General features: G+C 71.2%; 15 protein-coding genes. 10 read left to right on the forward strand and 5 right to left on the reverse strand.

Annotated elements, in window-relative coordinates; translation table 11 throughout:
• The first annotated feature begins 39 nt into the window (after positions 1–39).
• Both OG509_RS29320 and OG509_RS29325 read left to right on the forward strand, forming a co-directional pair.
• Positions 40–1,782, forward strand: coding sequence for a pyruvate dehydrogenase (locus OG509_RS29320; RefSeq protein WP_406185562.1), 1,743 nt, complete (start codon positions 40–42; stop codon positions 1,780–1,782).
• 175 nt (positions 1,783–1,957) lie between these two features.
• Positions 1,958–2,428: an ATP-binding protein gene (locus OG509_RS29325; protein ID WP_406185564.1), complete on the forward strand. Its 471-nt coding sequence runs from the start codon at positions 1,958–1,960 to the stop codon at positions 2,426–2,428.
• Positions 2,429–2,467: 39 nt separating this feature from the next.
• On the opposite strand, the gene OG509_RS29330 is transcribed toward OG509_RS29325, so the two are convergent.
• Together OG509_RS29330 and OG509_RS29335 are read right to left on the reverse strand one after the other, a co-directional pair.
• Positions 2,468–3,529, reverse strand: coding sequence for a DUF2637 domain-containing protein (locus tag OG509_RS29330; RefSeq protein WP_387285567.1), 1,062 nt, complete (start codon positions 3,527–3,529; stop codon positions 2,468–2,470).
• 204 nt (positions 3,530–3,733) lie between these two features.
• The gene (locus OG509_RS29335) at positions 3,734–4,585 is read right to left on the reverse strand and encodes a (2Fe-2S)-binding protein (RefSeq protein ID WP_406185565.1); all 852 of its coding nucleotides are present in this window, start codon (positions 4,583–4,585) and stop codon (positions 3,734–3,736) included.
• 99 nt (positions 4,586–4,684) lie between these two features.
• Here OG509_RS29335 and OG509_RS29340 point away from each other — a divergent pair, with 99 nt between their 5' ends.
• Positions 4,685–5,407, forward strand: a complete 723-nt coding sequence (locus OG509_RS29340) for a GntR family transcriptional regulator (RefSeq protein WP_406187719.1) — start codon at positions 4,685–4,687, stop codon at positions 5,405–5,407.
• Positions 5,408–5,471: 64 nt separating this feature from the next.
• Here OG509_RS29340 and OG509_RS29345 read toward each other — a convergent pair whose 3' ends face one another.
• Both OG509_RS29345 and OG509_RS29350 read right to left on the reverse strand, forming a co-directional pair.
• Complete coding sequence (locus tag OG509_RS29345; protein ID WP_406185566.1) at positions 5,472–6,260, reverse strand: hypothetical protein; 789 nt, start codon at positions 6,258–6,260, stop codon at positions 5,472–5,474.
• 176 nt (positions 6,261–6,436) lie between these two features.
• Complete coding sequence (locus OG509_RS29350; protein ID WP_406185568.1) at positions 6,437–8,116, reverse strand: PucR family transcriptional regulator; 1,680 nt, start codon at positions 8,114–8,116, stop codon at positions 6,437–6,439.
• A 255-nt stretch (positions 8,117–8,371) separates the two neighbouring features.
• Here OG509_RS29350 and OG509_RS29355 point away from each other — a divergent pair, with 255 nt between their 5' ends.
• The 7 genes from OG509_RS29355 to OG509_RS29385 all read left to right on the forward strand — a co-directional run bounded on the left by OG509_RS29355 (position 8,372) and on the right by OG509_RS29385 (position 18,039).
• Complete coding sequence (locus OG509_RS29355; RefSeq protein WP_030858075.1) at positions 8,372–9,268, forward strand: xanthine dehydrogenase family protein subunit M; 897 nt, start codon at positions 8,372–8,374, stop codon at positions 9,266–9,268.
• Positions 9,269–9,270: 2 nt separating this feature from the next.
• Positions 9,271–9,876 carry a (2Fe-2S)-binding protein gene (locus OG509_RS29360; protein ID WP_406185570.1) on the forward strand — a complete coding sequence of 202 codons (606 nt, stop codon included), beginning with the start codon at positions 9,271–9,273 and terminating at the stop codon, positions 9,874–9,876.
• 2 nt (positions 9,877–9,878) lie between these two features.
• Entirely contained in the window at positions 9,879–12,284 is a 2,406-nt protein-coding gene (gene pucD, locus OG509_RS29365; RefSeq protein ID WP_406185572.1) for a xanthine dehydrogenase subunit D, read from the forward strand.
• Positions 12,285–12,652: 368 nt separating this feature from the next.
• Positions 12,653–14,116 (forward strand): NCS2 family permease, encoded by a 1,464-nt coding sequence (locus OG509_RS29370; protein WP_406185573.1) that lies wholly within the window; start codon positions 12,653–12,655, stop codon positions 14,114–14,116.
• A gap of 74 nt (positions 14,117–14,190) precedes the next feature.
• Complete coding sequence (locus OG509_RS29375) at positions 14,191–15,354, forward strand: XdhC family protein (RefSeq protein WP_406185575.1); 1,164 nt, start codon at positions 14,191–14,193, stop codon at positions 15,352–15,354.
• Positions 15,355–15,478: 124 nt separating this feature from the next.
• On the forward strand, positions 15,479–16,738 hold the full coding sequence (locus tag OG509_RS29380) for a YncE family protein (protein WP_406185576.1): 1,260 nt from the start codon (positions 15,479–15,481) through the stop codon (positions 16,736–16,738).
• 68 nt (positions 16,739–16,806) lie between these two features.
• Complete coding sequence (locus OG509_RS29385) at positions 16,807–18,039, forward strand: GNAT family N-acetyltransferase (RefSeq protein ID WP_406185577.1); 1,233 nt, start codon at positions 16,807–16,809, stop codon at positions 18,037–18,039.
• A gap of 52 nt (positions 18,040–18,091) precedes the next feature.
• Here OG509_RS29385 and OG509_RS29390 read toward each other — a convergent pair whose 3' ends face one another.
• Positions 18,092–20,323 (reverse strand): germacradienol/geosmin synthase, encoded by a 2,232-nt coding sequence (locus OG509_RS29390; protein ID WP_406185579.1) that lies wholly within the window; start codon positions 20,321–20,323, stop codon positions 18,092–18,094.
• Between the last annotated feature and the right edge of the window lie 56 nt (positions 20,324–20,379).

The raw sequence follows: 20,379 nt of genomic DNA on the forward strand, positions 1-20,379 counted from the left end.
GACGGGCGTACCCGGCGGGCAACGAAAGGGCGCCTCTCCATGGGCAAGCAGAACGTGGCCGAGCAGTTCGTCGACATCCTCGTACGCGCCGGCGTGCGCCGGATGTACGGAGTCGTCGGCGACAGCCTGAACCCCGTCGTCGACGCCATCCGCCGGACCGACGGCATCGAGTGGATCCAGGTCCGGCACGAGGAGACCGCCGCCTTCGCCGCCGGGGCCGAGGCCCAGATCACCGGCAGGCTCGCCGCCTGCGCGGGCTCCTGCGGCCCCGGAAACCTGCACCTGATCAACGGCCTCTACGACGCCCACCGCTCGATGGCCCCGGTCCTCGCGCTCGCCTCCCACATCCCCTCCGGCGAGATCGGACTCGGCTACTTCCAGGAGACCCACCCCGACCGGCTGTTCACCGAGTGCAGCCACTACAACGAGCTGATCTCCAACCCGCAGCAGATGCCCCGCGTGCTCCAGAGCGCGATCCAGCACGCCATCGGCCGCAGCGGCGTCGGCGTGGTCGCGCTGCCCGGCGACATCGCCTCCCTCCCGGCCCCGGAGAAGAGCATCGAGCACGCGCTCGTGACCGCGCGGCCGACCGTACGCCCCGGCGACGGGGAGATCGAGAAGCTGGTCCGGCTGATCGACGAGGCCGACAAGGTCACCCTGTTCTGCGGCAGTGGCACCGCCGGGGCCCACGCCGAGGTCATGGAGTTCGCGGGCCGGGTCAAGGCGCCCGTCGGGCACGCCTTGCGCGGCAAGGAGTGGATCCAGTACGACAATCCGTACGACGTCGGCATGAGCGGGCTGCTCGGCTACGGCGCCGCCTACGAGGCCACGCACGAGTGCGATCTGCTGATCCTGCTCGGCACGGACTTCCCGTACAACGCCTTCCTGCCCGACGACGTGAAGATCGTCCAGGTGGACATCCGCCCCGAACACCTGGGCCGCCGATCACAGTTGGACCTCGGAGTCTGGGGGGACGTACGGGAGACCCTGCGCGCCCTGAATACCCGGGTCCAGGCCAAGGCGGACCGCCGGTTCCTGGACCGGATGCTGAAGAAGCACGCGGACGCCCTGGAAGGAGTGGTGAAGGCGTACACCCGCAAGGTGGAGAAGCACACCCCGATCCACCCCGAGTACGTGGCCTCCGTCGTCGACGAACTCGCGGACGAGGACGCCGTGTTCACTGTCGACACGGGCATGTGCAACGTGTGGGCGGCGCGCTATCTTTCCCCGAACGGCAAGCGGCGCATCATCGGTTCCTTCAGCCACGGCTCCATGGCCAACGCCCTCCCGCAGGCCATCGGCGCACAGTTCACCGACCGCGGCCGTCAAGTGGTGTCGATGTCGGGCGACGGCGGTTTCTCGATGCTGATGGGAGATTTCCTCACCCTGGTGCAGTACGACCTGCCCGTCAAAGTGGTCCTCTTCAACAACTCATCGCTCGGAATGGTCGAGTTGGAGATGCTGGTTTCCGGCCTTCCTTCGTACGGAACGACCAACCACAACCCGGATTTCGCGGCGATCGCCCGCGCGGCGGGCGCGTTCGGGGTCCGCGTCGAGAAGCCCAAGCAGCTCGCAGGGGCTTTGAGGGACGCGTTCCGGCACAAGGGACCCGCATTGGTGGACGTGGTGACCGATCCCAACGCCTTGTCCATTCCACCCAGGATCAGCGCCGAGATGGTGACAGGGTTCGCACTTTCCGCCAGCAAGATCGTGCTGGACGGTGGCGTGGGAAGGATGATCCAGATGGCTCGATCCAATCTGCGCAACGTGCCGCGCCCGTAAGCCCGCAGGAGTGCGGATTGCCCCGGCGGGCATGCATCCCCGTAGACCAGTTCGAGATCCACGGGAACTTTTGCGGGGGAGGGACATCGCCGTGCGGGTGGGGGCGAAGACCGGGAAGCAGTGGAGGAGAGGGCGGCCCGAACCGCGTGAACCGTCCGTCGAGGACGGGAGAGCGGTGGACGCGGTCGAGATCACCCGAAGCATACGCCGGGCGGATCTCAAGGCGGTGGGCGAAGTGCGCCGGGCGTTACGGGAGTTGATGCGCCACCGGTGTCCGTCCGACACCGCGGAGGTGGCGGAGCTGCTGATCACCGAGCTCGTCACCAACGCCCTCGTCCACACCGACCAGGGCGCGGAGGTGTCCGCGAGGTTCGCCGCGGACCGGCTGAGGGTGGAGGTCCGGGACTACGTCACGCGCCGGCCCCGGCCGTACGTACCGACCGCCGACGACGGTACGCACGGCCGCGGACTGATGCTGGTGCAGGCCCTCGCCGACGCCTGGGGCGTGGACGCGCTCGTCCAGGCCGGCGGCAAGGTGGTCTGGTTCGAGCTGGACGGCGCCCTCGGCGGCCGGGCCTACGGCGGTGCCTACGACAGCGTGTACGACGGCGTGTACGACGGTGCGTACGACGGAGGGCCCGCCTGACCGGCGGGCCCTCCGGGGTCGGTCCTGCGCGCGCAGCCGTCAGCCGAACTGCTGCTCCAGGTCCTTGAGTTTGCGTTCGAGGGAGTCGAGGCGGGGGATCGTCTGGGTGTCGTCCTCTGCGGTGAGGTCCACCGTCCGGGTCCCGGTCACCTCAGCGATCTCGGGTCCGTGCACGGCCTGCAGGGAGGGCCTGCGGCGCGGGGTGGGCAGCTGTCCCGTTTCCGCTATGGCCGGCTCCGCGCCGACCGGCGCGGAGCCCGATCCGGGGGCCAGCCCCGGTACGTCGACCTGGCGGGCGCGGGAGCGTCCGAACGCCCGGTTCTGCCGGCCCAGGGCCTTGATGCGGGCCCGGTCCAGCCGGTTCTGGTCGCGCCGGCGGTGGCGGTCCTGCTCCCGCTCGCGCTTGTCCTCGCGTACCTCGTCGACGGCCTCGTCGAGGGTGCGGACCCCTTCCAGCAGCATGAGGGACCAGGCGCCGAAGGTCTCCCGGGGGGCCCGCAGCCAGCGGACCATCCGGATCTGCGGCAACGGCCTCGGGATCAGGCCCTGTTCGCGCAGCGCGGCCCGGCGGGTCTGCTTGAGGGCGCGGTCGAATAGGACGGCGGCCGAGAGCGACATCCCGGAGAAGAACTGCGGAGCCCCGTCGTGTCCGGCGCCGCGCGGCGCGTGCACCCAGTTGAACCAGGCGGCCGCGCCCGCGAACAGCCAGACCAGCATGCGGGAGCCGAGGGCCGCGTCACCGTGGCTCGCCTCGCGGACGGCGAGCACCGAGCAGAACATGGCGGCGCCGTCGAGGCCGAAGGGGACCAGGTACTCCCAGCCCCCGGAGAGGTTCAGGTTCTGCCGGCCGAAGCCGACCAGTCCGTGGAACGAGAGCGCGGCGGCGACCGCCGCGCAGCAGAACAGCAGGACGTAGGAGGCGGTTCCGTAGACGGCTTCCTTGCGCCGCCGCCGCTCTTCGCTGCGCTCCCAGGTGTCTTCGGCCGCGGCCTTGTCGCCTTCCCGCTTGCCCCGGGCCAGTACCGCAACTGCCGCAAGTACGCCCAGGATCAGCAGGCTGCCGGGCAGCAGCCAGTCCAGCGATATGTCGGTCAGTCTCATGCGGATGTCCCTTGCCTCTGCCTCGCGTGTGCGGCCTTCCGGGAGCCATGGTGACGCAGGAGATCGGCCCGGCATGCGTGTTTCGGGGCAAGTGGACGCCATCGGGGGCCGGGGCCCGCCGGATAGGGTGTTGTAGCTCGAACTACCGCTCGGACGACCAAAGTTGCGTTCGATTATGGTCAGTCGTACGAGTGGGTTGAGGGGTCAGGCGGCAGCCGTGAGGCGGACGATGCGGTCCGCGTCGCAGGTGCGGGGACAGGTGGTGCAGGTGTCCTCGGGCCGGATCGTGTAGAAGAGGCAGCAGCTGGCCCGGTCCCGGGTGGGCAGCTGCTCGCCGCGCGGGCCTTCGAGCGTGCGGAACGCCGCGCCGGCGGTGTACGGGGCCGTCCGGCCGGGCAGCAGCGCCGCCAGCTCGGCCATGGCCCGGTGCTCCTCGTCCACGAGCTTCCCGAGGTGCCAGACGCCGGAGACGATCTCGTCGGTCACCATGCCCCACAGGGCGCGGCGGCCGCGCCGCATGCGCGGGCCGAAGCCCTCCAGCATCGGTTCGAGGTGGTGGGCCACCGCAGCCCGTACCTCGGCGCGCAGCGCCTCCTCGTCGGGCACGACACGGGCCCCGGGGAGAGCGGCCGCGGGGTCGTCCGGCAGGCAGGAGAAGGACTCGACGCGCAGGCTCATGCGCCCCTGGGTCCGGTGGAACGCCACGTCCCGCGCCGACAGGCGGGGCACCCGGCGGTCGAGGAACCAGGGGGCCGTGATGAGCAGGCACGCGGGCCACGCGTACCGGTGCAGCCCGAAGGTGGCCACCACGTCGGGGCGGGCCTGGCGGCCGTAGTCCCGCAGGACCTGGGCGTCGTCCCAGGCGAGGTAGCCGTCCACCTCGGCCCCGCCGGCCGCGAGCGCGTCCGCGCCGATCCACCCCACACCGCGAGGGGCGGGCTCGTGCGCCGCGCGCTCGACGACCTGGAGACGGTCGTACGCCTGCGACAGGCGTGCGTACGCGTCCGCCACCGGAGAGCCGGTCGGGGGCGGGGCGACGACGGAGCTGTCGGGCATGGCGGGACCACCGATTCGCACGGTCGGAAGCAACAGAGGTAAGGCTTACCTTATCTGATCTAGGGCGGCCGTACCAGCACCTGCGGGACCGATTCGCCTATTCTCTGGAGGCGCAGGTCAGGTCGAGACCCCGAGGAGGACCGAGTGCACGAGGCGGCCCACGGCAGGGCGGCGGCGCTGGTCCCGGCGCAGAAGGTGCTGCGGCACTCGGTGCGCGGCCAGGTGCTGGACGCGCTGCGCGCGGCGCTCGTCGACGGGGAGCTGGTACCGGGGGAGATCTACTCCGGGCCGGCCCTGGGGGAGCGCTTCGGGGTCTCCGCGACGCCCGTGCGCGAGGCGATGCAGCAGCTGGCGCTGGAGGGCGCGGTGGAATGCCTCCCGAACCGGGGCTTCCGGGTGCTGTCGCGTACGCCGCGGACCCTGGCGGAACTGGCGGAGGTGCGGGCGCTGCTGGAGGTACCGGTGATGCTGGGACTGGCCCGTACGGTCCCGGCGCGGGCCTGGGCGGCGCTGAGGCCGACTGCGGCCGCAGCGGCCGAGGCCGCTGAGGCCGGCGACCTGGCGGGGTACGCGGACGCGGACCGGGCCTTCCACCGGGAGGCGCTCTCCCTGGGCGGGAACGAGCAGCTGGTCGCGGTGGCGCAGGAACTCCACCGCAGGTCCCAGTGGCCCCTCCCGGGGGCCCCGCGGACCCGCCGGGCGGAGCTCGTCGCGGACGCGGCGGAGCACACGGCCCTCCTGGAGGCCCTGATCGCGGGCGACCTCCCGTTGGTCGAACCCCTGCTCCGCGCCCACTTCGCCGCCCGCTTCAGCACCCGCTGAGCGGGGAGCCGACGGGCGCCGACGGGAGCCGACGGGAGCCGACGGGCGTCGCCGGGCGCCGCCCTCACACGCCGGCGGGGCTGGGCTTGTCCGGGTGGAGCTGATCGGCCAGCCAGGTGGGGATGCCGCCCAGGAGGTGGAACAGGCGGCGGGCCTCCGCGCGCAGGCGGGCCGCCTCCGGCTCCGGCTCGGCCTCGGCCAGTGCCGCCAGCGCGGGGGCCGTACCGATCAGGAAGCCGAGGTCCTCCCGGATGCGCAGGGACTCCGCGAAGCCCTTGCGGGCCTCCGCCACCTCCCCGTCGCGCAGGGACAGCGCCGCGAGGTGGCGCCAGGTGAAGGACAGCAGCAGCGTGTCCCCGTGCGCCAGCGCCCCGGCATGGGCCCGGTGGTACGCGGGACGGGCCGACTGCGGGGCGTCCGCGAGGTGCTCCGCGACCAGCCCCCGCCGGAAGTCCAGCAGCGGGCGCGTCCGGGACCCGGGGGACAGCAGCGCGGCCGCCCGGCCCAGGGCGGAGCGGGCCTCGTCCGAGCGGTCGCGGACCCCGAGCACGGTCGCCGCGTACGCCAGCTGCCCCCGCTCGCAGGCCGCCGCGCCCCGCTCGTCGTCGTCCTGGGCCACCGCCTCCGCGACCCGCAGCGCGTCCTCCGCCTCCGCCCAGCCCTGCCCGGTGAACAGGCACCGCTCGACCAGCAGCGCGGTCCGCTGCACGGCCGCGCCGGCGTCGTGCAGGTGGGGCGTCAGCAGGGCTGCCGCGTCGGTCCAACAGCCGCGCGAGCGCAGCCGCCATATCGCCCGCTGGAGGGGGTCGTCTCCCCCGGTAGTTCCGGCACCGGACATGGCGGTATCCGCCACATTGCCCTCCCCAAAGCAACCAAGCAGCACGTCGTTGAGCCCTGGGGCGAAATGAGAGCACGGATCGGAGCCTTCGGCCAAGGGGTCGGGTGAACTCTTTCACAAAGTCCGGACGACGTGTCAGGCGCATGGTCGTCACCGCCCGGCCGTGCGGGGGCGACCCCGGCCGGATCCGCTCAGCTCATCCGCAGTGCCAGGAAGAAGTCGAGCTTGTCCTCCAGCCGCGAGAGGTCACGCCCCGTCAACTGCTCGATTCGCCCGACCCGGTACCGCAGCGTGTTGACGTGCAGGTGCAGCCGCGTCGCGCAGCGCGTCCACGAACCGTCGCAGTCCAAGAACGCCTCCAGCGTCGGGATGAGCTCCGCGCGGTGGCGGCGGTCGTAGTCCCGCAGCGGGTCCAGCAGGCGCGCCGTGAAGGCGCGGCGCACGTCGTCCGGGACGAACGGCAGCAGCAGCACGTGCGAGGCCAGCTCGTGGTGGCCCGCCGCGCAGACCCGGCCCGGGCGCGCCGCGGCGACCCGGCGGGCGTGCCGGGCCTCCTCCAGCGCCCCGCGCAGCCCCTCCGCCGAGTGCACGGCGGCGCTGACGCCGAGGGTGAGCCGGCCGTCGTCGGCGAGACCCGCCTGCAGGGGCTCCCGTACCGCGGAGAGCAACTCGTCGGCGTGCAGGGCGCGGTCCGGGCCCTTCTCCTCGCCGGGCTCCGCGGCGAGCGCGGGCAGCGGTACGAGGGCGATGGCCTCGTCACCCGCGTGGGCCACGGCGATCCGGTCCGAGGGCTCGGGCCCGGAGACGGACGGGTCGACCAGGATCTCCTCCAGCAGTGACTGGGCCACCGGGCCGCCGGGGATGTCCCCGCCGTCCCAGTCGACCCGGGCCACGACGACCTGCCAGTGCGGGGCGGTGCCCAGCCCGGGCAGCAGCACGGGGGCCGCGACCCGCAGGCGGGCGGCGATCTCGGCGGGCGGGGCGCCCGTCTGGACCAGCTCCAGCACCTCCTGGGCGAGGCGGCGGCGCACCGTGCGGGCCGCGTCGCGCCGGTCGCGCTCGACGGCGATCAGCTGGGTCACGCCCTGGAGCAGGTCGAGCCGCTCGGCGGGCCAGTCCCCGGCGTCCGCCTCGACGGCCAGCAGCCAGTCCGAGAGCACGCTTTCCCGCACGTCACGGGCCCCGGGGCCGCCCGGGCCCCGGCCCGCTCCCCTGATCGGGAAGAGGGAGTAGGTAATACCCTGGATGGAGATCCGGTGCGGGCCCCTGCGCCCGGTGCGGACCGCCGCCAGGTGCTCGCCGGCCAGGGTCGCACAGACGCCCGGTGCCAGCGGTTCTCCCGCGCCGGCGATCTGCCGCCCCGTGGGGGACAGCACCCAGGCGCGCAGATCGAGGTCGGTGGTGAGCAGATCGAGCACCACGTCGGGTCCACCGCCCGCGGGGCCCGACGTCATCAGGCGGCGGTGCCGGTCCACGACCGCCGCGAGATCGCCCGCGCGCTCACCGGAGACCTGCCGCACCACGTACTCGGTAATCGTGGCGAATGCAACGTCTTCGTTCACGGCGAACAACGGCAGCCGGTTGCGCCGACAGGCTGAAACGAGATCGTCGGGGATGTCCCCCAGCTCCGCCTCGCCGGCCGCGAGGCCGGCGACGCCCGCACTCGCGAGGATTCGTACGAACGGCTCGGAGTCGGCCGAATTTCTTCGCCAGGCCAGGCCGGTGAGGACGAGTTCGCCCCCCGTGAGGTATCGGCTGGGATCCCGTAGGTCGGTCGTCATGACGCCGCGGACCGTCCGGTCGAGTTCGTCCTCGCCGCCCAGCAGCCGCAGCCCCAGCGCCTCGGTTTCCAGCAGTGCGCGCAGCCGCATGGTGTCGCCGCCGATCTGTCTCGAATGTTGCCGTTGGAAATCGGGCAGGTCGTTGCATCCTGCCTTTCATACGAATCTACAAGACGAGGGAGGCCGCCAGCCAACTCCTTCATGGTTTCGGTGACTGCACCCGAAGGACGCACGGCTTGTGTACTGACTCCACACCGCGTTAACAGCACGTGAACGACCAGTCGAGGGCCCCCCGGGCCTCCTGGCTTGAAGTGAACGACACGATGAAGAAGAAGAGAGCCGCACATGGACTTCCTTCGCCCCGCCAGCTGGGAGGAGGCGCTCGCCGCTAAGGCCGAGTACCCCACAGCTGTGCCGATTGCGGGTGGCACCGACATCATGGTCGAGATCAACTTCGACCACCGTCGGCCGGAGTACCTCCTGGACCTGAACCGCATCGGTCTGCTGCGGGAGTGGGAGGTCGGCGAGGACGTGGTCCGGCTGGGCGCCTCCGTTCCGTACACGCAGATCATGGAGAACCTCCGGACGGAGCTCCCGGGTCTCGCGCTCGCCTCGCACACGGTCGCGTCCCCGCAGATCCGCAACCGCGGCGGCGTCGGCGGCAACCTCGGTTGCGCCTCGCCGGCCGGCGACTCCCACCCCGCGCTGCTCGCGGCGGGTGCCGAGGTCGAGGTGGAGTCCGTACGCGGTTCCCGCCTGATCCCGATCGACGAGTTCTACACCGGCGTGAAGCGCAACGCGCTCGCCGCCGACGAGCTCATCAAGACCGTCCACGTGAAGAAGGCGGACGGTCCCCAGCAGTACTCCAAGGTCGGCTCCCGCAACGCGATGGTCATCGCCGTCTGCGCGTTCGGTCTGGCGCTGCACCCCGAGACCCGCACGGTCCGTACGGGCATCGGATCGGCCGCGCCGACCCCGATCCGTGCGAAAGCCGCCGAGGAGTTCTTGAACGCCGCGCTCGAAGAGGGCGGTTTCTGGGAGTCCCGCAAGGTCATCACCCCGTCGATCGCCAAGCAGTTCGGTGACCTCGCCACCGGCGCGGCCAACCCGATCGACGACGTCCGCGGCACGGCGAAGTACCGCCGTCACGCGGTCGGCATCATGGCTCGCCGCCAGCTCGTCTGGACCTGGGAGCAGTACCGCGGAACCGGCCACGGCCGCTCGCTCGAAGGGGCTGCGTAATCATGCGCGTCAATTTCACTGTCAACGGCCGTCAGCAGGAAGCCGACGACGTCTGGGAGGGCGAGTCCCTTCTCTACGTGCTGCGCGAGCGGCTCGGCCTGCCGGGCTCGAAGAACGCCTGTGAGCAGGGCGAGTGCGGTTCCTGCACCGTCCGTCTCGACGGCGTGCCGGTCTGTTCCTGTCTGGTGGCCGCCGGCCAGGTCGAGGGTCGCGACGTCGTGACCGTCGAGGGTCTGGCGGAGTTCGCCAAGCAGCGAGAGGAGCACGGCCACGGCGGTGCGTGCGCCACCGGCGGCGGTTGCGGCAGCAAGGGCGTGTCCCTGGACGCGGCCAAGCAGTGGCAGTCCAAGCCCGGCGACTCCCAGACCGGCGAGGGCGTGGAGCTCTCCAACATCCAGCAGGCGTTCATCGACGCCGGCGCCGTGCAGTGCGGTTTCTGCACCCCCGGTCTGCTGGTGCAGGCCGACGCGCTGCTCGAACAGAACAGCGACCCGTCCGACCAGGACATCCGTGAGGCCCTGTCCGGCAACCTCTGCCGCTGCACGGGCTACGAGAAGATCCTCGACGCGGTCCGCCTGGCGGCCGCCCGTCAGGGAGAGGCGGTCTGACCATGGCTCAGAACACCCGCACGGTACCGGCCGGCACGCCGACCAACGTCACCCAGAAGCACAACAAGGGCGGCATCGGCGAGTCCACGCTCCGCCCGGACGGCACCCTCAAGGTCACCGGCGAGTTCGCGTACTCCTCGGACATGTGGCACGAGGACATGCTCTGGGGCCAGACCCTGCGCAGCACCGTCGCCCACGCCGAGATCGCCTCGATCGACATCTCCGAGGCCCTCGCGATGCCGGGCGTCTACTCGGTGCTCACGTACGACGACCTGCCGGCCGAGATGAAGAACTACGGCCTGGAGATCCAGGACACCCCGGTCCTGGCCAACGGCCGGGTGCGCCACCACGGTGAGCCGGTCGCCCTCGTGGCCGCCGACCACCCGGAGACCGCCCGCCGCGCGGCCGCCAAGATCAAGATCGACTACCGGGAGCTGCCGGTCGTCACGGACGAGGCCTCCGCCCTCGCCGCGGACGCTCCGCTGATCCACCCGGGCCGCGACGACCACCACTCCGGTCACGTCCCGCACCCGAACATCGTGCACCGTCAGCCGATCATCCGCGGCAACGTGGAAGAGGCCCGCAAGCGCGCCGACGTCATCGTCGAGGGCGAGTACACCTTCGGCATGCAGGACCAGGCCTTCCTCGGTCCGGAGTCCGGCCTCGCCGTACCCGCCGAGGACGGCGGTGTCGACCTCTACGTCGCCACCCAGTGGCTGCACTCGGACCTCAAGCAGATCGCCCCGGTCCTCGGTCTCCCCGAGGAGAAGGTCCGCATGACGCTCTCGGGCGTCGGCGGTGCCTTCGGCGGCCGCGAGGACATCTCGATGCAGATCCACGCCTGCCTCCTGGCCCTGGCCACGAACAAGCCGGTCAAGATCGTCTACAACCGGTTCGAGTCCTTCTTCGGCCACGTGCACCGCCACCCGGCGAAGCTGTACTACGAGCACGGCGCCACCAAGGACGGCAAGCTCACGCACATGAAGTGCAAGATCGTCCTGGACGGCGGCGCGTACGCGTCCGCTTCCCCGGCGGTCGTGGGCAACGCCTCCTCGCTGTCGGTCGGCCCGTACGTCCTGGAGGACGTCGACATCGAGGCGATCGCGCTCTACACGAACAACCCGCCCTGTGGCGCGATGCGCGGGTTCGGCGCCGTCCAGGCCTGCTTCGCGTACGAGGCCCAGATGGACAAGCTCGCGGCGAAGCTGGGCATGGACCCGGTCGAGTTCCGCCAGCTGAACGCCATGGAGATGGGCACGATCATGCCCACCGGCCAGGTCGTGGACTCCCCGGCGCCCGTCGCCGAGCTGCTGCGCCGGGTCAAGGCCCGTCCGCTGCCGCCGGAGCGCCAGTGGGAGACCGCCGGCGAGGGCGCGGACGTCCGCGCACTGCCCGGCGGCCTCTCCAACACCACCCACGGCGAGGGCGTCGTACGCGGTGTCGGCTACGCGGTCGGCATCAAGAACGTCGGCTTCTCCGAGGGCTTCGACGACTACTCCACCGCCCGCGTGCGCCTGGAGGTCATCAACGGCGAGCCCGTCGCGATGGTCCACACGGCCATGGCGGAGGTCGGCCAGGGCGGTGTCACCGTCCACGCGCAGATCGCCCGTACGGAGCTGGGCGTCACGCAGGTGACCATCCACCCGGCCGACACGCAGGTCGGCTCCGCCGGTTCCACGTCCGCCTCGCGGCAGACGTACATGACCGGCGGCGCCGTGAAGAACACCTGCGAGGCCGTCCGCGAGGCCGTCCTGGAGATCGGCCGCCGCAAGAACGGGTCCTACCATCCCGCGTGGGCGACCGCCGAGCTGCTCCTCGAAGGCGGCAAGGTCGTCACCGACGGCGGAGAGGTCCTCGCGGACCTCGCCGACATCCTGGAGGGAGAGGACGCGATCGACCTGGAGCTGGAGTTCCGGCACCGGCCGACCGTCGCCTTCGACCTGAAGACCGGCCAGGGCGACGGCCACGTCCAGTACACGTTCGCCGCCCACCGCGCGGTGGTCGAGGTGGACACCGAGCTCGGCCTGGTCAAGGTCGTCGAGCTGGCGACCGCGCAGGACGTCGGCAAGGCCCTGAACATGCTCTCCGTGGTCGGCCAGATCCAGGGTGGCACCACCCAGGGCCTGGGCGTCGCGATCATGGAGGAGATCATCGTGGACCCGAAGACCGCGAAGGTGCGCAACCCCTCCTTCACGGACTACCTGATCCCGACCATCCTCGACACCCCGACCATCCCGGTCGACGTCCTGGAGCTCGCCGACCCGAACGCGCCGTACGGCCTTCGCGGTATGGGCGAGGCCCCCACCCTGTCGTCCACCCCGGCCGTCATCGCGGCGATCCGGGCGGCGACCGGTCTGGAGATCAACAAGACGCCGATCCGTCCGGAAGCCCTCACCGGCACCCTCTAGGACGGCCTGGTCCGGGGGCCGCGAGGCCCCCGGACCCCCACAGACTCTCCGGGCGGTGTGACACCGGGAACGTCACACTTCCTGTCGCACCGCCCGGAGCCAGAAGTCCGGAGTACGAAAAGACCGCACCGCTCGCGGTCCGTCCCACCGGCAGTACCCCCACGAAACACCCGGTGGCCCCGGCACCCCGGAGCCGCCACCAGCACCACACCAGTACCGCAGAACCCCCGCAGTACCCGCAGTACACGCAGTGCATTTCGCGTCGCCTCGGGCCGTCACCCCGGGTCGTGCAGCCAAACGGCATTTCCCAAATCCCGCGTCTCCAATCTCCATGCGGGTGCCCCTTTGAACCTTGGGAGTTAGGCACCATGACCCAGTCGTCTGTAGAGCCCAAGACCAGCGCGGAAGAGGCCGGCGACGGCTCTCGCAATCCCGCCGGGCGTTCTTGGCTCGACCGGTACTTTCACATCACCCACAGAGGTTCCAACGTCGGCAATGAGATTCGTGGCGGAGTCACGACCTTCATGGCCATGGCGTACATCCTCTTGCTCAACCCGCTGATCCTCTCCGGCAAGGACGTCGCCGGAGACACCTTGAGCCAGAAGGCTCTCATCACCGCCACGGCCTTCGCCGCGGCCCTGACCACGCTGCTCATGGGCTTCGTCGGCAAGGTCCCGCTGGCCCTGGCCGCGGGCCTGTCGGTCTCCGGCGTGCTCTCCTCGCAGGTCGTCCCCCAGATGACCTGGCCGCAGGCCATGGGCATGTGCGTGATGTACGGCGTCGTGATCTGTCTCCTGGTCGTCACCGGCCTCCGCGAGATGATCATGAACGCCATCCCCCTCGCGCTCAAGCACGCGATCACCATGGGCATCGGCATGTTCGTCGCCCTGATCGGGCTCGTGAAGGCCGGCTTCGTCGGCAACGGCGGGGAGTTCGCTCCGCCGGTCCAGCTCGGCCCGGTCGGCCAGCTCGCCGGGTGGCCCGTCCTGATCTTCTGCATCACCCTGCTGACCATCTTCATGCTGCAGGCCCGCAAGGTCCGCGGGGCGATCCTCATCGGCATCGTCAGCGGAACCGTGATCGCCGCGATCGTCAACGCCGTCGCCGACGTCGACGCCAAGGCCTGGCGCAACGGCCCGCCCACCCTGAACGGCTCCGCCGTCTCGATGCCGGACTTCTCGCTCTTCGGCGAGGTCTCCTTCGGTGGCTGGGGCGAGGTCGGGGCCATGACGGTCGGCATGATCGTATTCACCCTCGTGCTCGCCGGCTTCTTCGACGCGATGGCCACCATCATCGGCGTCGGCACCGAGGCCAAGCTGGCCGACGACAAGGGCCGCATGCCGGGCCTGTCGAAGGCGCTGTTCATCGACGGTGCCGGCGGTGCCATCGGCGGCCTGGCCGGCGGTTCCGGCCAGACCGTGTTCGTCGAGTCCGCCACCGGCGTCGGCGAGGGAGCCCGTACGGGCCTCGCCTCCATCGTCACCGGCCTCTTCTTCGCCGCCTGCCTCTTCTTCACCCCGATCACGCAGATCGTCCCGGGTGAGGTCGCCTCCGCGGCCCTGGTCGTGATCGGCGCGATGATGATGCAGAACGCCCGCCACGTGGACTGGGCCGACAGCGCGACCGCCATCCCGGTCTTCCTGACCGTGGCGATCATGCCCTTCACGTACTCGATCACCGCGGGTGTCGCCGCCGGTGTGATCTCCTACGTGGCCATCAAGATCGCACAGGGCAAGGCCCGCGAGATCGGTGCCTTCATGTGGGCACTGACCGTGATCTTCGTGATCTTCTTCGCGGAGCACCCCATCGAGGCATGGCTCGGGGTGAAGTAAGGCGGGGCCGGTGATCCGGCCCTGACCCTCCACGCATCCGATACTGGTAACCGAACCCCTCCGAGGAGGCCGCAATGCTGGACATCGCCGAAGAACTGAACCGGTGGGTCGAGCAGGGACGTGACTTCGCCGTCGCCACCGTGGTGGCGGTCGGCGGGAGTGCGCCCCGGCAGCCCGGAGCCGCACTCGCCGTCGACAGCGAGGGCACGGCCATCGGATCGGTCTCCGGCGGATGCGTGGAGGGCGCGGTGTACGAGCTGTGCCGGCAGGCGCTGGAGGACGGCGAGACCGTCCGGGAGCGCTTCGGGTACAGCGACGACGATGCCTTCGCCGTGGGCCTGACCTGCGGCGGGATCATCGACATCCTCATCACCCCGGTGCCGGTGGGATCCCCCGCGCGGGAGGTGTTCGCGGCCGCGCTGGCGGCGGCCTCCCGCGGGGAGGCCGCGGCGGTGGCCCGGATCGCGGAAGGTCCGGCCGAGCTCCTGGGCCGCGCCGTGCTCGTCCGGGGCGAGGGCGGCCACGAGGGCGGTTTCGGGGGCCACCCCGAGCTGGACCGCACCATCGCCGAAGAGGCCCGCGCCATGCTCGACGCCGGCCGCACGGGCGTACTGGAGATCGGCGCCGACGGCCGGCTCTGCGGAGAGCCGCTGAAGGTGCTCGTCGAGTCCAGCGTCCCGCCGCCGCGGATGATCGTCTTCGGCGCGATCGACTTCGCGTCCGCCCTGGTGCGGATCGGCAAATTCCTCGGCTACCACGTGACCCTGTGTGACGCCCGGCCCGTTTTCGCGACGAAGAACCGTTTCCCCGAGGCGGACGAGATCGTCGTCGAATGGCCGCACCGCTACCTGGAGGCCCAGTCCTCGGCGGGCTCGGTCGACGGCCGGACCGTCCTGTGCGTGCTCACCCACGATGCCAAGTTCGACGTGCCGCTCCTGGAGCTGGCCCTCAAACTGCCCGTCGCCTACGTCGGCGCCATGGGCTCCCGCCGCACCCACGAGGACCGCAACAAGCGGCTCAGGGACGTCGGCGTGACCGAGCTGGAGCTGGCCCGGCTGCGCTCCCCGATCGGCCTCGACCTCGGCGCCCGCTCGCCGGAGGAGACCGCGCTGTCCATCGCCGCCGAGATCGTCGCGAACCGCCGCGGCGGTTCGGGCGCGGCCCTCACCGGGGCGCACATACCGATCCACCCGGACACCTCGAAGTCCGTGATCGGCAGGATCGGCTCGGTCGCCTGAAGGGCGGCGCCGGAAAGGCGCTGGAGGACGACTTGGGGCGTGACCCCGTGGGGGTTGCGCCCTTTCGCCGTCCCGCCTATTTTACCGGCCGGTAACAGCGCCTTTCTTTAACGGAGTTGAGCGGATGTCCCGGACCGTACGCACCGCCCGCACCGCCCACACCCTCGCACGTACGCTCCTCGCCGGCTCCGTGCTGGCCGCCGCCGCGCTCGTGGCGGGGCCCGCGGCGGCCGTCGGCCCCGGCGTCCGCGAGGTGCTGTTCGTCGGGAACAACTGGGAGGGCACCGCCGATGTGCTCGCCTCCACCGGCGACCTCGCGAAGGTCGGCCGGCTCAACATGATCCCCGACAAGGAGGAGCGGCTCCGGGAGATCTACCTCAACCCGATCAAGCTCGCCTTCTTCCTCGGCATCCGGGGCGGCGCGGGCGAGGGCCACGACCAGTTCGTCGACGACATGTACACCACCCCGGACGGCTCCGCCGTGGTCGCCTCCCGCCCCAGCTTCGCCGACGTCGTCTCGATCGACGTGCGCACGGGCCGGATCAACTGGCGCTTCCCCGTATCCGGCTTCCGCTCCGACCACATGGCGGTCTCGCCGGACGGCACCCGGGTCGCGGTCTCCGCCTCCACCGCCAACACCGTGCACGTCCTCGACATCGCCACCGGCCGGCAGCTCGGCTCCTTCCCGACCGGCGACAAGCCGCACGAGAACACCTTCAGCCGGGACGGCCGCTTCCTGTGGAACAGCTCCATCGGGGACGTGACCTCCGCCCTGGACGCGCCGTGGCTGGACTGGACGAAGGGCGACCGGAAGATCACCGTCGTCGACGCGCAGACCTTCCGCACCGTCCGGGTGATCGACATGCGCGAGCGGCTGGACGCCTTCGGCCGCTCGGACCTGTCCGACGCCGTCCGGCCGATGTCCTTCAGCCCCGACGAGTCGAAGCTCTACTTCCAGGTGTCCTTCTTCAACGGGGTCGTCGAGTACGACGTGGCCGCCGACCGGATCACCCGGATCAAGGAACTTCCCCGCAATCCCGCCACCAACACGGACCGCACCACCTGGGTCAACGACTCCCGCCACCACGGCATGTCCATGAGCCCGGACGGAACCAAGCTCTGCGTCGCGGGCACCATGGACGACTACGCCACCGTCGTGGACCGCGCCTCCCTCACCGAGGGGCCGCTGGTGCCCGCCGACAAGCCGTACTGGGCCACCGTCGACGGGGACGGCACGGCGTGCGTGATCTCCGAGAGCGGCGCCGACCGGGTCACCGCCATCGACTTCGCCACCGGGACCAAGCGGGTCTCCGTCCCCGTCGGCGACCACCCGCAGCGCGTCCGTCTCGGCCACGTCCCGACGGGCTGGACGGGGCCGCAGTAGCGGTGCCCGTCGGCCATCCCGGCCTTTATGGGGTGACCGGTCCGCGATGACCGATTAGTCTCCCGATCATGGTGGACATCCGTGAGGTACCCGAAGCCGACATCGACCGCGCTCTGGAGCTCGCGTACCTGGTCTTCCACGACCGGCCCGAACCGGAGGGCCGCGAACGCCACCACGCCCTCCTGCGCCACTGCGCACGCCTCGGGGCCTACGACGGGGACGCGCTGGTCGGGTTCATGGCCGCGCACGACTTCCGGCTCTCGGTGCCCGGGGCGGATCTGCGCTGCCCCGGGCTCACCTTCGTCAGCGTCGCCCCCACCCACCGTCGCCGCGGCGTGCTCACCGCGCTGATGGACGAGCAGCTGCGGCGCACGGGGGCCGCGGGCAGCGCGATCGCCGCCCTGTGGGCTTCCGAATCCGCCATCTACGGCCGCTTCGGCTACGGCTGCGCCACCCAGGGCGCCACCATCGAGATCGACTCGACGCGGCCGCTGGCCCTGCGCATCGCCCCGGACCCGCGCCCGCTGCGACTGGTCGCCCCCGAGGACGCGCTCGGGGTGATCGGGCCGTACCACGAGGCCGCCCGCGCCGGGCGGGCCGGCCGCCCGACCCGCGACGCCGAGCGCTGGAACGAGTCGTGGCTCTGCGAACAGGACGAGGAGGACGAGGAGTTGGGCCCGCCCCGGATCATCGTCCTCGGGGATCCGGGCGAGCCGATCGCGGGGTACGTGCTCTACCGCACGAAGCACGAGGGCGACGGCGGCCCCGCCCGCAGCCCCGGCCTGGTCCGCGTCGACGAACTGGAGGCGGACACCCCGGCGGTGGCCGCCGCCCTGTGGGACTGCCTGGCCGGCCTCGACCTCACCGGCAAGGTCTCCGCGTGGGGCCGGCCGCTGGACGACCCGCTGCTCCGGTTCGCCGCCGACCGGGACCAGGTCAGGGTCACCGAGCAGTTCCCGGCGCTCTGGCTGCGCCTGGTCGACGTACCGGCGGCGCTGGCCCGGCGGTCCTGGGCCGCGCCGGTGGAGCTGGTGCTGGAGGTGGCCGACGTGCGGCTGCCCGCGAACGCGGGGCGGTACCGGCTCAAGGCGGGGCCGGGCGGGGCGACCTGCGAGCGCGCCGCGGCCCCCGCCGACCTGGAGCTCGACGTACGGGACCTCGCGGCCTGCTACCTGGGCGGGACCCGGGTCGCCGAGCTGGTCGCCGCCGGGCTGGTGGCCGAGCGGACCCCCGGCGCGGCGGCGGCCCTGGACACGGCCCTGCACACCCCCCTGCTGCCGCACACGGCGGACGAGTTCTGAGGGGAGGCGCGCCGGGCCGCGGACCGGCAAGGTCGGGCGGGATCAGGCTGGATCAGGCGGGCAGTGAGATCCGGGCCGCCGCCATGCCGAACGAGGAGCTCCGGCCGAGCTGTGCCCCCGGGGCCCGGTCGTCGGTCTTCGGGTGCAGGTCCTCGTCACGGTAACGGCTCACGCTCTGGTGCCAGTTGAGGACCGCGGCCATCCAGTCCTCCAACTCCCGTACGTACGCGTCGAGCGAGGCCCGCGCCTCCTGTCCGAGGCCGTAGTCCTCGTACAGCACCGGCAGTTGGTGGTCGCGGATGTGCTCGAACTCCTTCGTGCGCTGCACCATCAGGTCGGCGACGATCGCAAACGCCTGCGGGTAGTCGATGTCGAAGAAGTTCTGGGTGACGAGGACGTGGTTGTGCACCTCGCCCTCGACCTCGATCTCCTTCTGGTACGAGAAGAGGTCGTTGGTGATGCACCCGACGTCCGCCGCCGCGCTCTCCAGCGAGCGCATCACCCCGTCCCGGTAGACCTCGGGCGGGACACCGTCGCCCTCGTGGCCGAACTTGGCCAGGAACATCGTCAGGTACGAGCCGAACGTGAAGCGGCGCATCTCGGCGTAGTCGACCGGGTCCGGAATCCGGTTCATGACGGCGTTGCCGATCTCCCAGACCCAGCTGTCCAGCATCCCGATGACGTGCCCGCGAAACTCCGCGCGCATCACGGAGCTCATCCCCGCGACGGTCCGGGCCCAGAGGTCCTTCAGGCTCCGCTCCATCGCGGTGACCGGCTCCGGGGCCTCGGCCGGGTCGACCGGGATCATGGAGATCAGCCGGTCCGTCGTCACCCGGGCCGCGCCGGGGGACTTCGATCCGGCGAACACCTTGGGGTAGTAGTCGTCCGCATAGGTGCCCCAGGCCAGCCACTGCGCGCTCAGGCACAGGGCCTCGGCGGTGGCGTCGGGGTCGATGCCCGCCGAGCACAGGGCGAAGTCCATACGGACCAGCTTGTCCTCGTCCCAGATGTCGGAGCCGGGATCGCCGGGCTGCGGCCGGAGCAGGCCCATCTCCCGGCACCAGAGCACCAGTTCGCGGCGGGCCAGGTCCAGGTGCCGGCTGAGGGTGAGGGGAAAGGGCATGTAGAAGTCGGGCAGCAGCGAAGGGCCCACCTTCCGGAACGGGACGTGCGTGAAGCTGCGGCGGCGCATCTCCATGGCGCGGGGGTTGAACAGCGAGCGCAGGTCGAGGGCGGCGGTGCCCCGCCCGCTGGGCAGGAAGGGCAGGGTGAGCGGGGTCGCGCCCGCCGCCTTGGCCTCCCCGTTCATGTAGCGGCTGGAGACCATGTGCCACTCGTGGCCGCCGGACTGCCAGTCCTGCAGGCCCTTCGCGTACGCGAGTACGGACGCCATCTCGACGGGGTCGAGGCCGTGCTGGGCGGCGAGCCCGGGGACCTCGGCGAGGGCCGTGTACTCGAACTGCTGGAGCCGCGAGGTCAGCAGGTCGTTCGACAGGTCGGCGGCCTCCTGGGTGGTGCAGTCCAGAAAGGTCTCCAGAACCAGGATGGCGTTGGAGAGTTCGCCCTCCTGCTCCACCTCGCGCTGGTACGAGAAGATGTCGTTGCGGATGTGCACCGCGTCGGAGAAGGCGTCGCGGAGCACTTCGAGCGGGCGCGCGTGCGCCACCCGGGCCGGCACCTCGGCGGACACGTACTCGATCAGCCCGGCCGACCAGGGGGCGCCGCCGACCTTGCGGCGCATCTCGATGTACTCCAGCGGGTTGGCCACGCGGCCGATGTTGATGTTGTGGAGCTCCCACATCGACTCGTTGAGGAGGTTCCGCGTCGACTCGGAGAACCGTTCCCTCCAGTCCATCGACATCGCGGGCACGGTGCGCGACCACAGGTCCTTCAGGCCCGCCTCGACCGGGTTCGCCGGCTCGGGGAACCCGTCGGCGAGGTCCATCGGCATGAAGGCTGCGAGCCCGTCGAGGTACTTCTTGGCGCCCTCGCGGTCCTGGGTGCGCTTGTAGACCTCCAGGAAGTGATCGTCGAAGAAGAAGACCCACACGTACCAGTCGGTGACCAGGTCCAGCGCGTCGCCGCCGCAGTCGGGGTGGGTGTACGAGCACAGCAGCGCGTAGTCGTGGGAGTCGAGGTCCCGCTCGTCCCAGACGCCGGACCCCTCCAGCATCCCGAAGCCGCGGGCCCACTGCTTGGTGTGCGCTCGCGCGGCCTCCAGGTGGGGGTTCAGGCGGGCCGGATACGGCACATAGAAATCCGGCAGTTGAAACGGCTGTGTCACGGCGGGCTGGACCTTTCCGTCCGAGGGCGCGGGGGCCCTTGCCTGCGGCCCCCCGC

It is taken from the genome of Streptomyces sp. NBC_01006 (assembly GCF_045162725.1).
In the GTDB taxonomy this organism is placed as follows: Bacteria; Actinomycetota; Actinomycetes; order Streptomycetales; family Streptomycetaceae; genus Streptomyces.

What these genes read in the sequence shown, in the direction of transcription:
- OG509_RS29320 (WP_406185562.1), top strand. Translation starts at nt 40, where the DNA reads ATGGGCAAGCAGAACGTGGCCGAGCAGTTCGTCGACATCCTCGTACGC.
- OG509_RS29330 (WP_387285567.1), bottom strand. Translation starts at nt 3,529, where the DNA reads ATGAGACTGACCGACATATCGCTGGACTGGCTGCTGCCCGGCAGCCTG.
- OG509_RS29335 (WP_406185565.1), bottom strand. Translation starts at nt 4,585, where the DNA reads ATGCCCGACAGCTCCGTCGTCGCCCCGCCCCCGACCGGCTCTCCGGTG.
- OG509_RS29350 (WP_406185568.1), bottom strand. Translation starts at nt 8,116, where the DNA reads ATGCGGCTGCGCGCACTGCTGGAAACCGAGGCGCTGGGGCTGCGGCTG.
- OG509_RS29355 (WP_030858075.1), top strand. Translation starts at nt 8,372, where the DNA reads ATGGACTTCCTTCGCCCCGCCAGCTGGGAGGAGGCGCTCGCCGCTAAG.
- OG509_RS29360 (WP_406185570.1), top strand. Translation starts at nt 9,271, where the DNA reads ATGCGCGTCAATTTCACTGTCAACGGCCGTCAGCAGGAAGCCGACGAC.
- pucD (WP_406185572.1), top strand. Translation starts at nt 9,879, where the DNA reads ATGGCTCAGAACACCCGCACGGTACCGGCCGGCACGCCGACCAACGTC.
- OG509_RS29370 (WP_406185573.1), top strand. Translation starts at nt 12,653, where the DNA reads ATGACCCAGTCGTCTGTAGAGCCCAAGACCAGCGCGGAAGAGGCCGGC.
- OG509_RS29375 (WP_406185575.1), top strand. Translation starts at nt 14,191, where the DNA reads ATGCTGGACATCGCCGAAGAACTGAACCGGTGGGTCGAGCAGGGACGT.
- OG509_RS29380 (WP_406185576.1), top strand. Translation starts at nt 15,479, where the DNA reads ATGTCCCGGACCGTACGCACCGCCCGCACCGCCCACACCCTCGCACGT.
- OG509_RS29385 (WP_406185577.1), top strand. Translation starts at nt 16,807, where the DNA reads ATGGTGGACATCCGTGAGGTACCCGAAGCCGACATCGACCGCGCTCTG.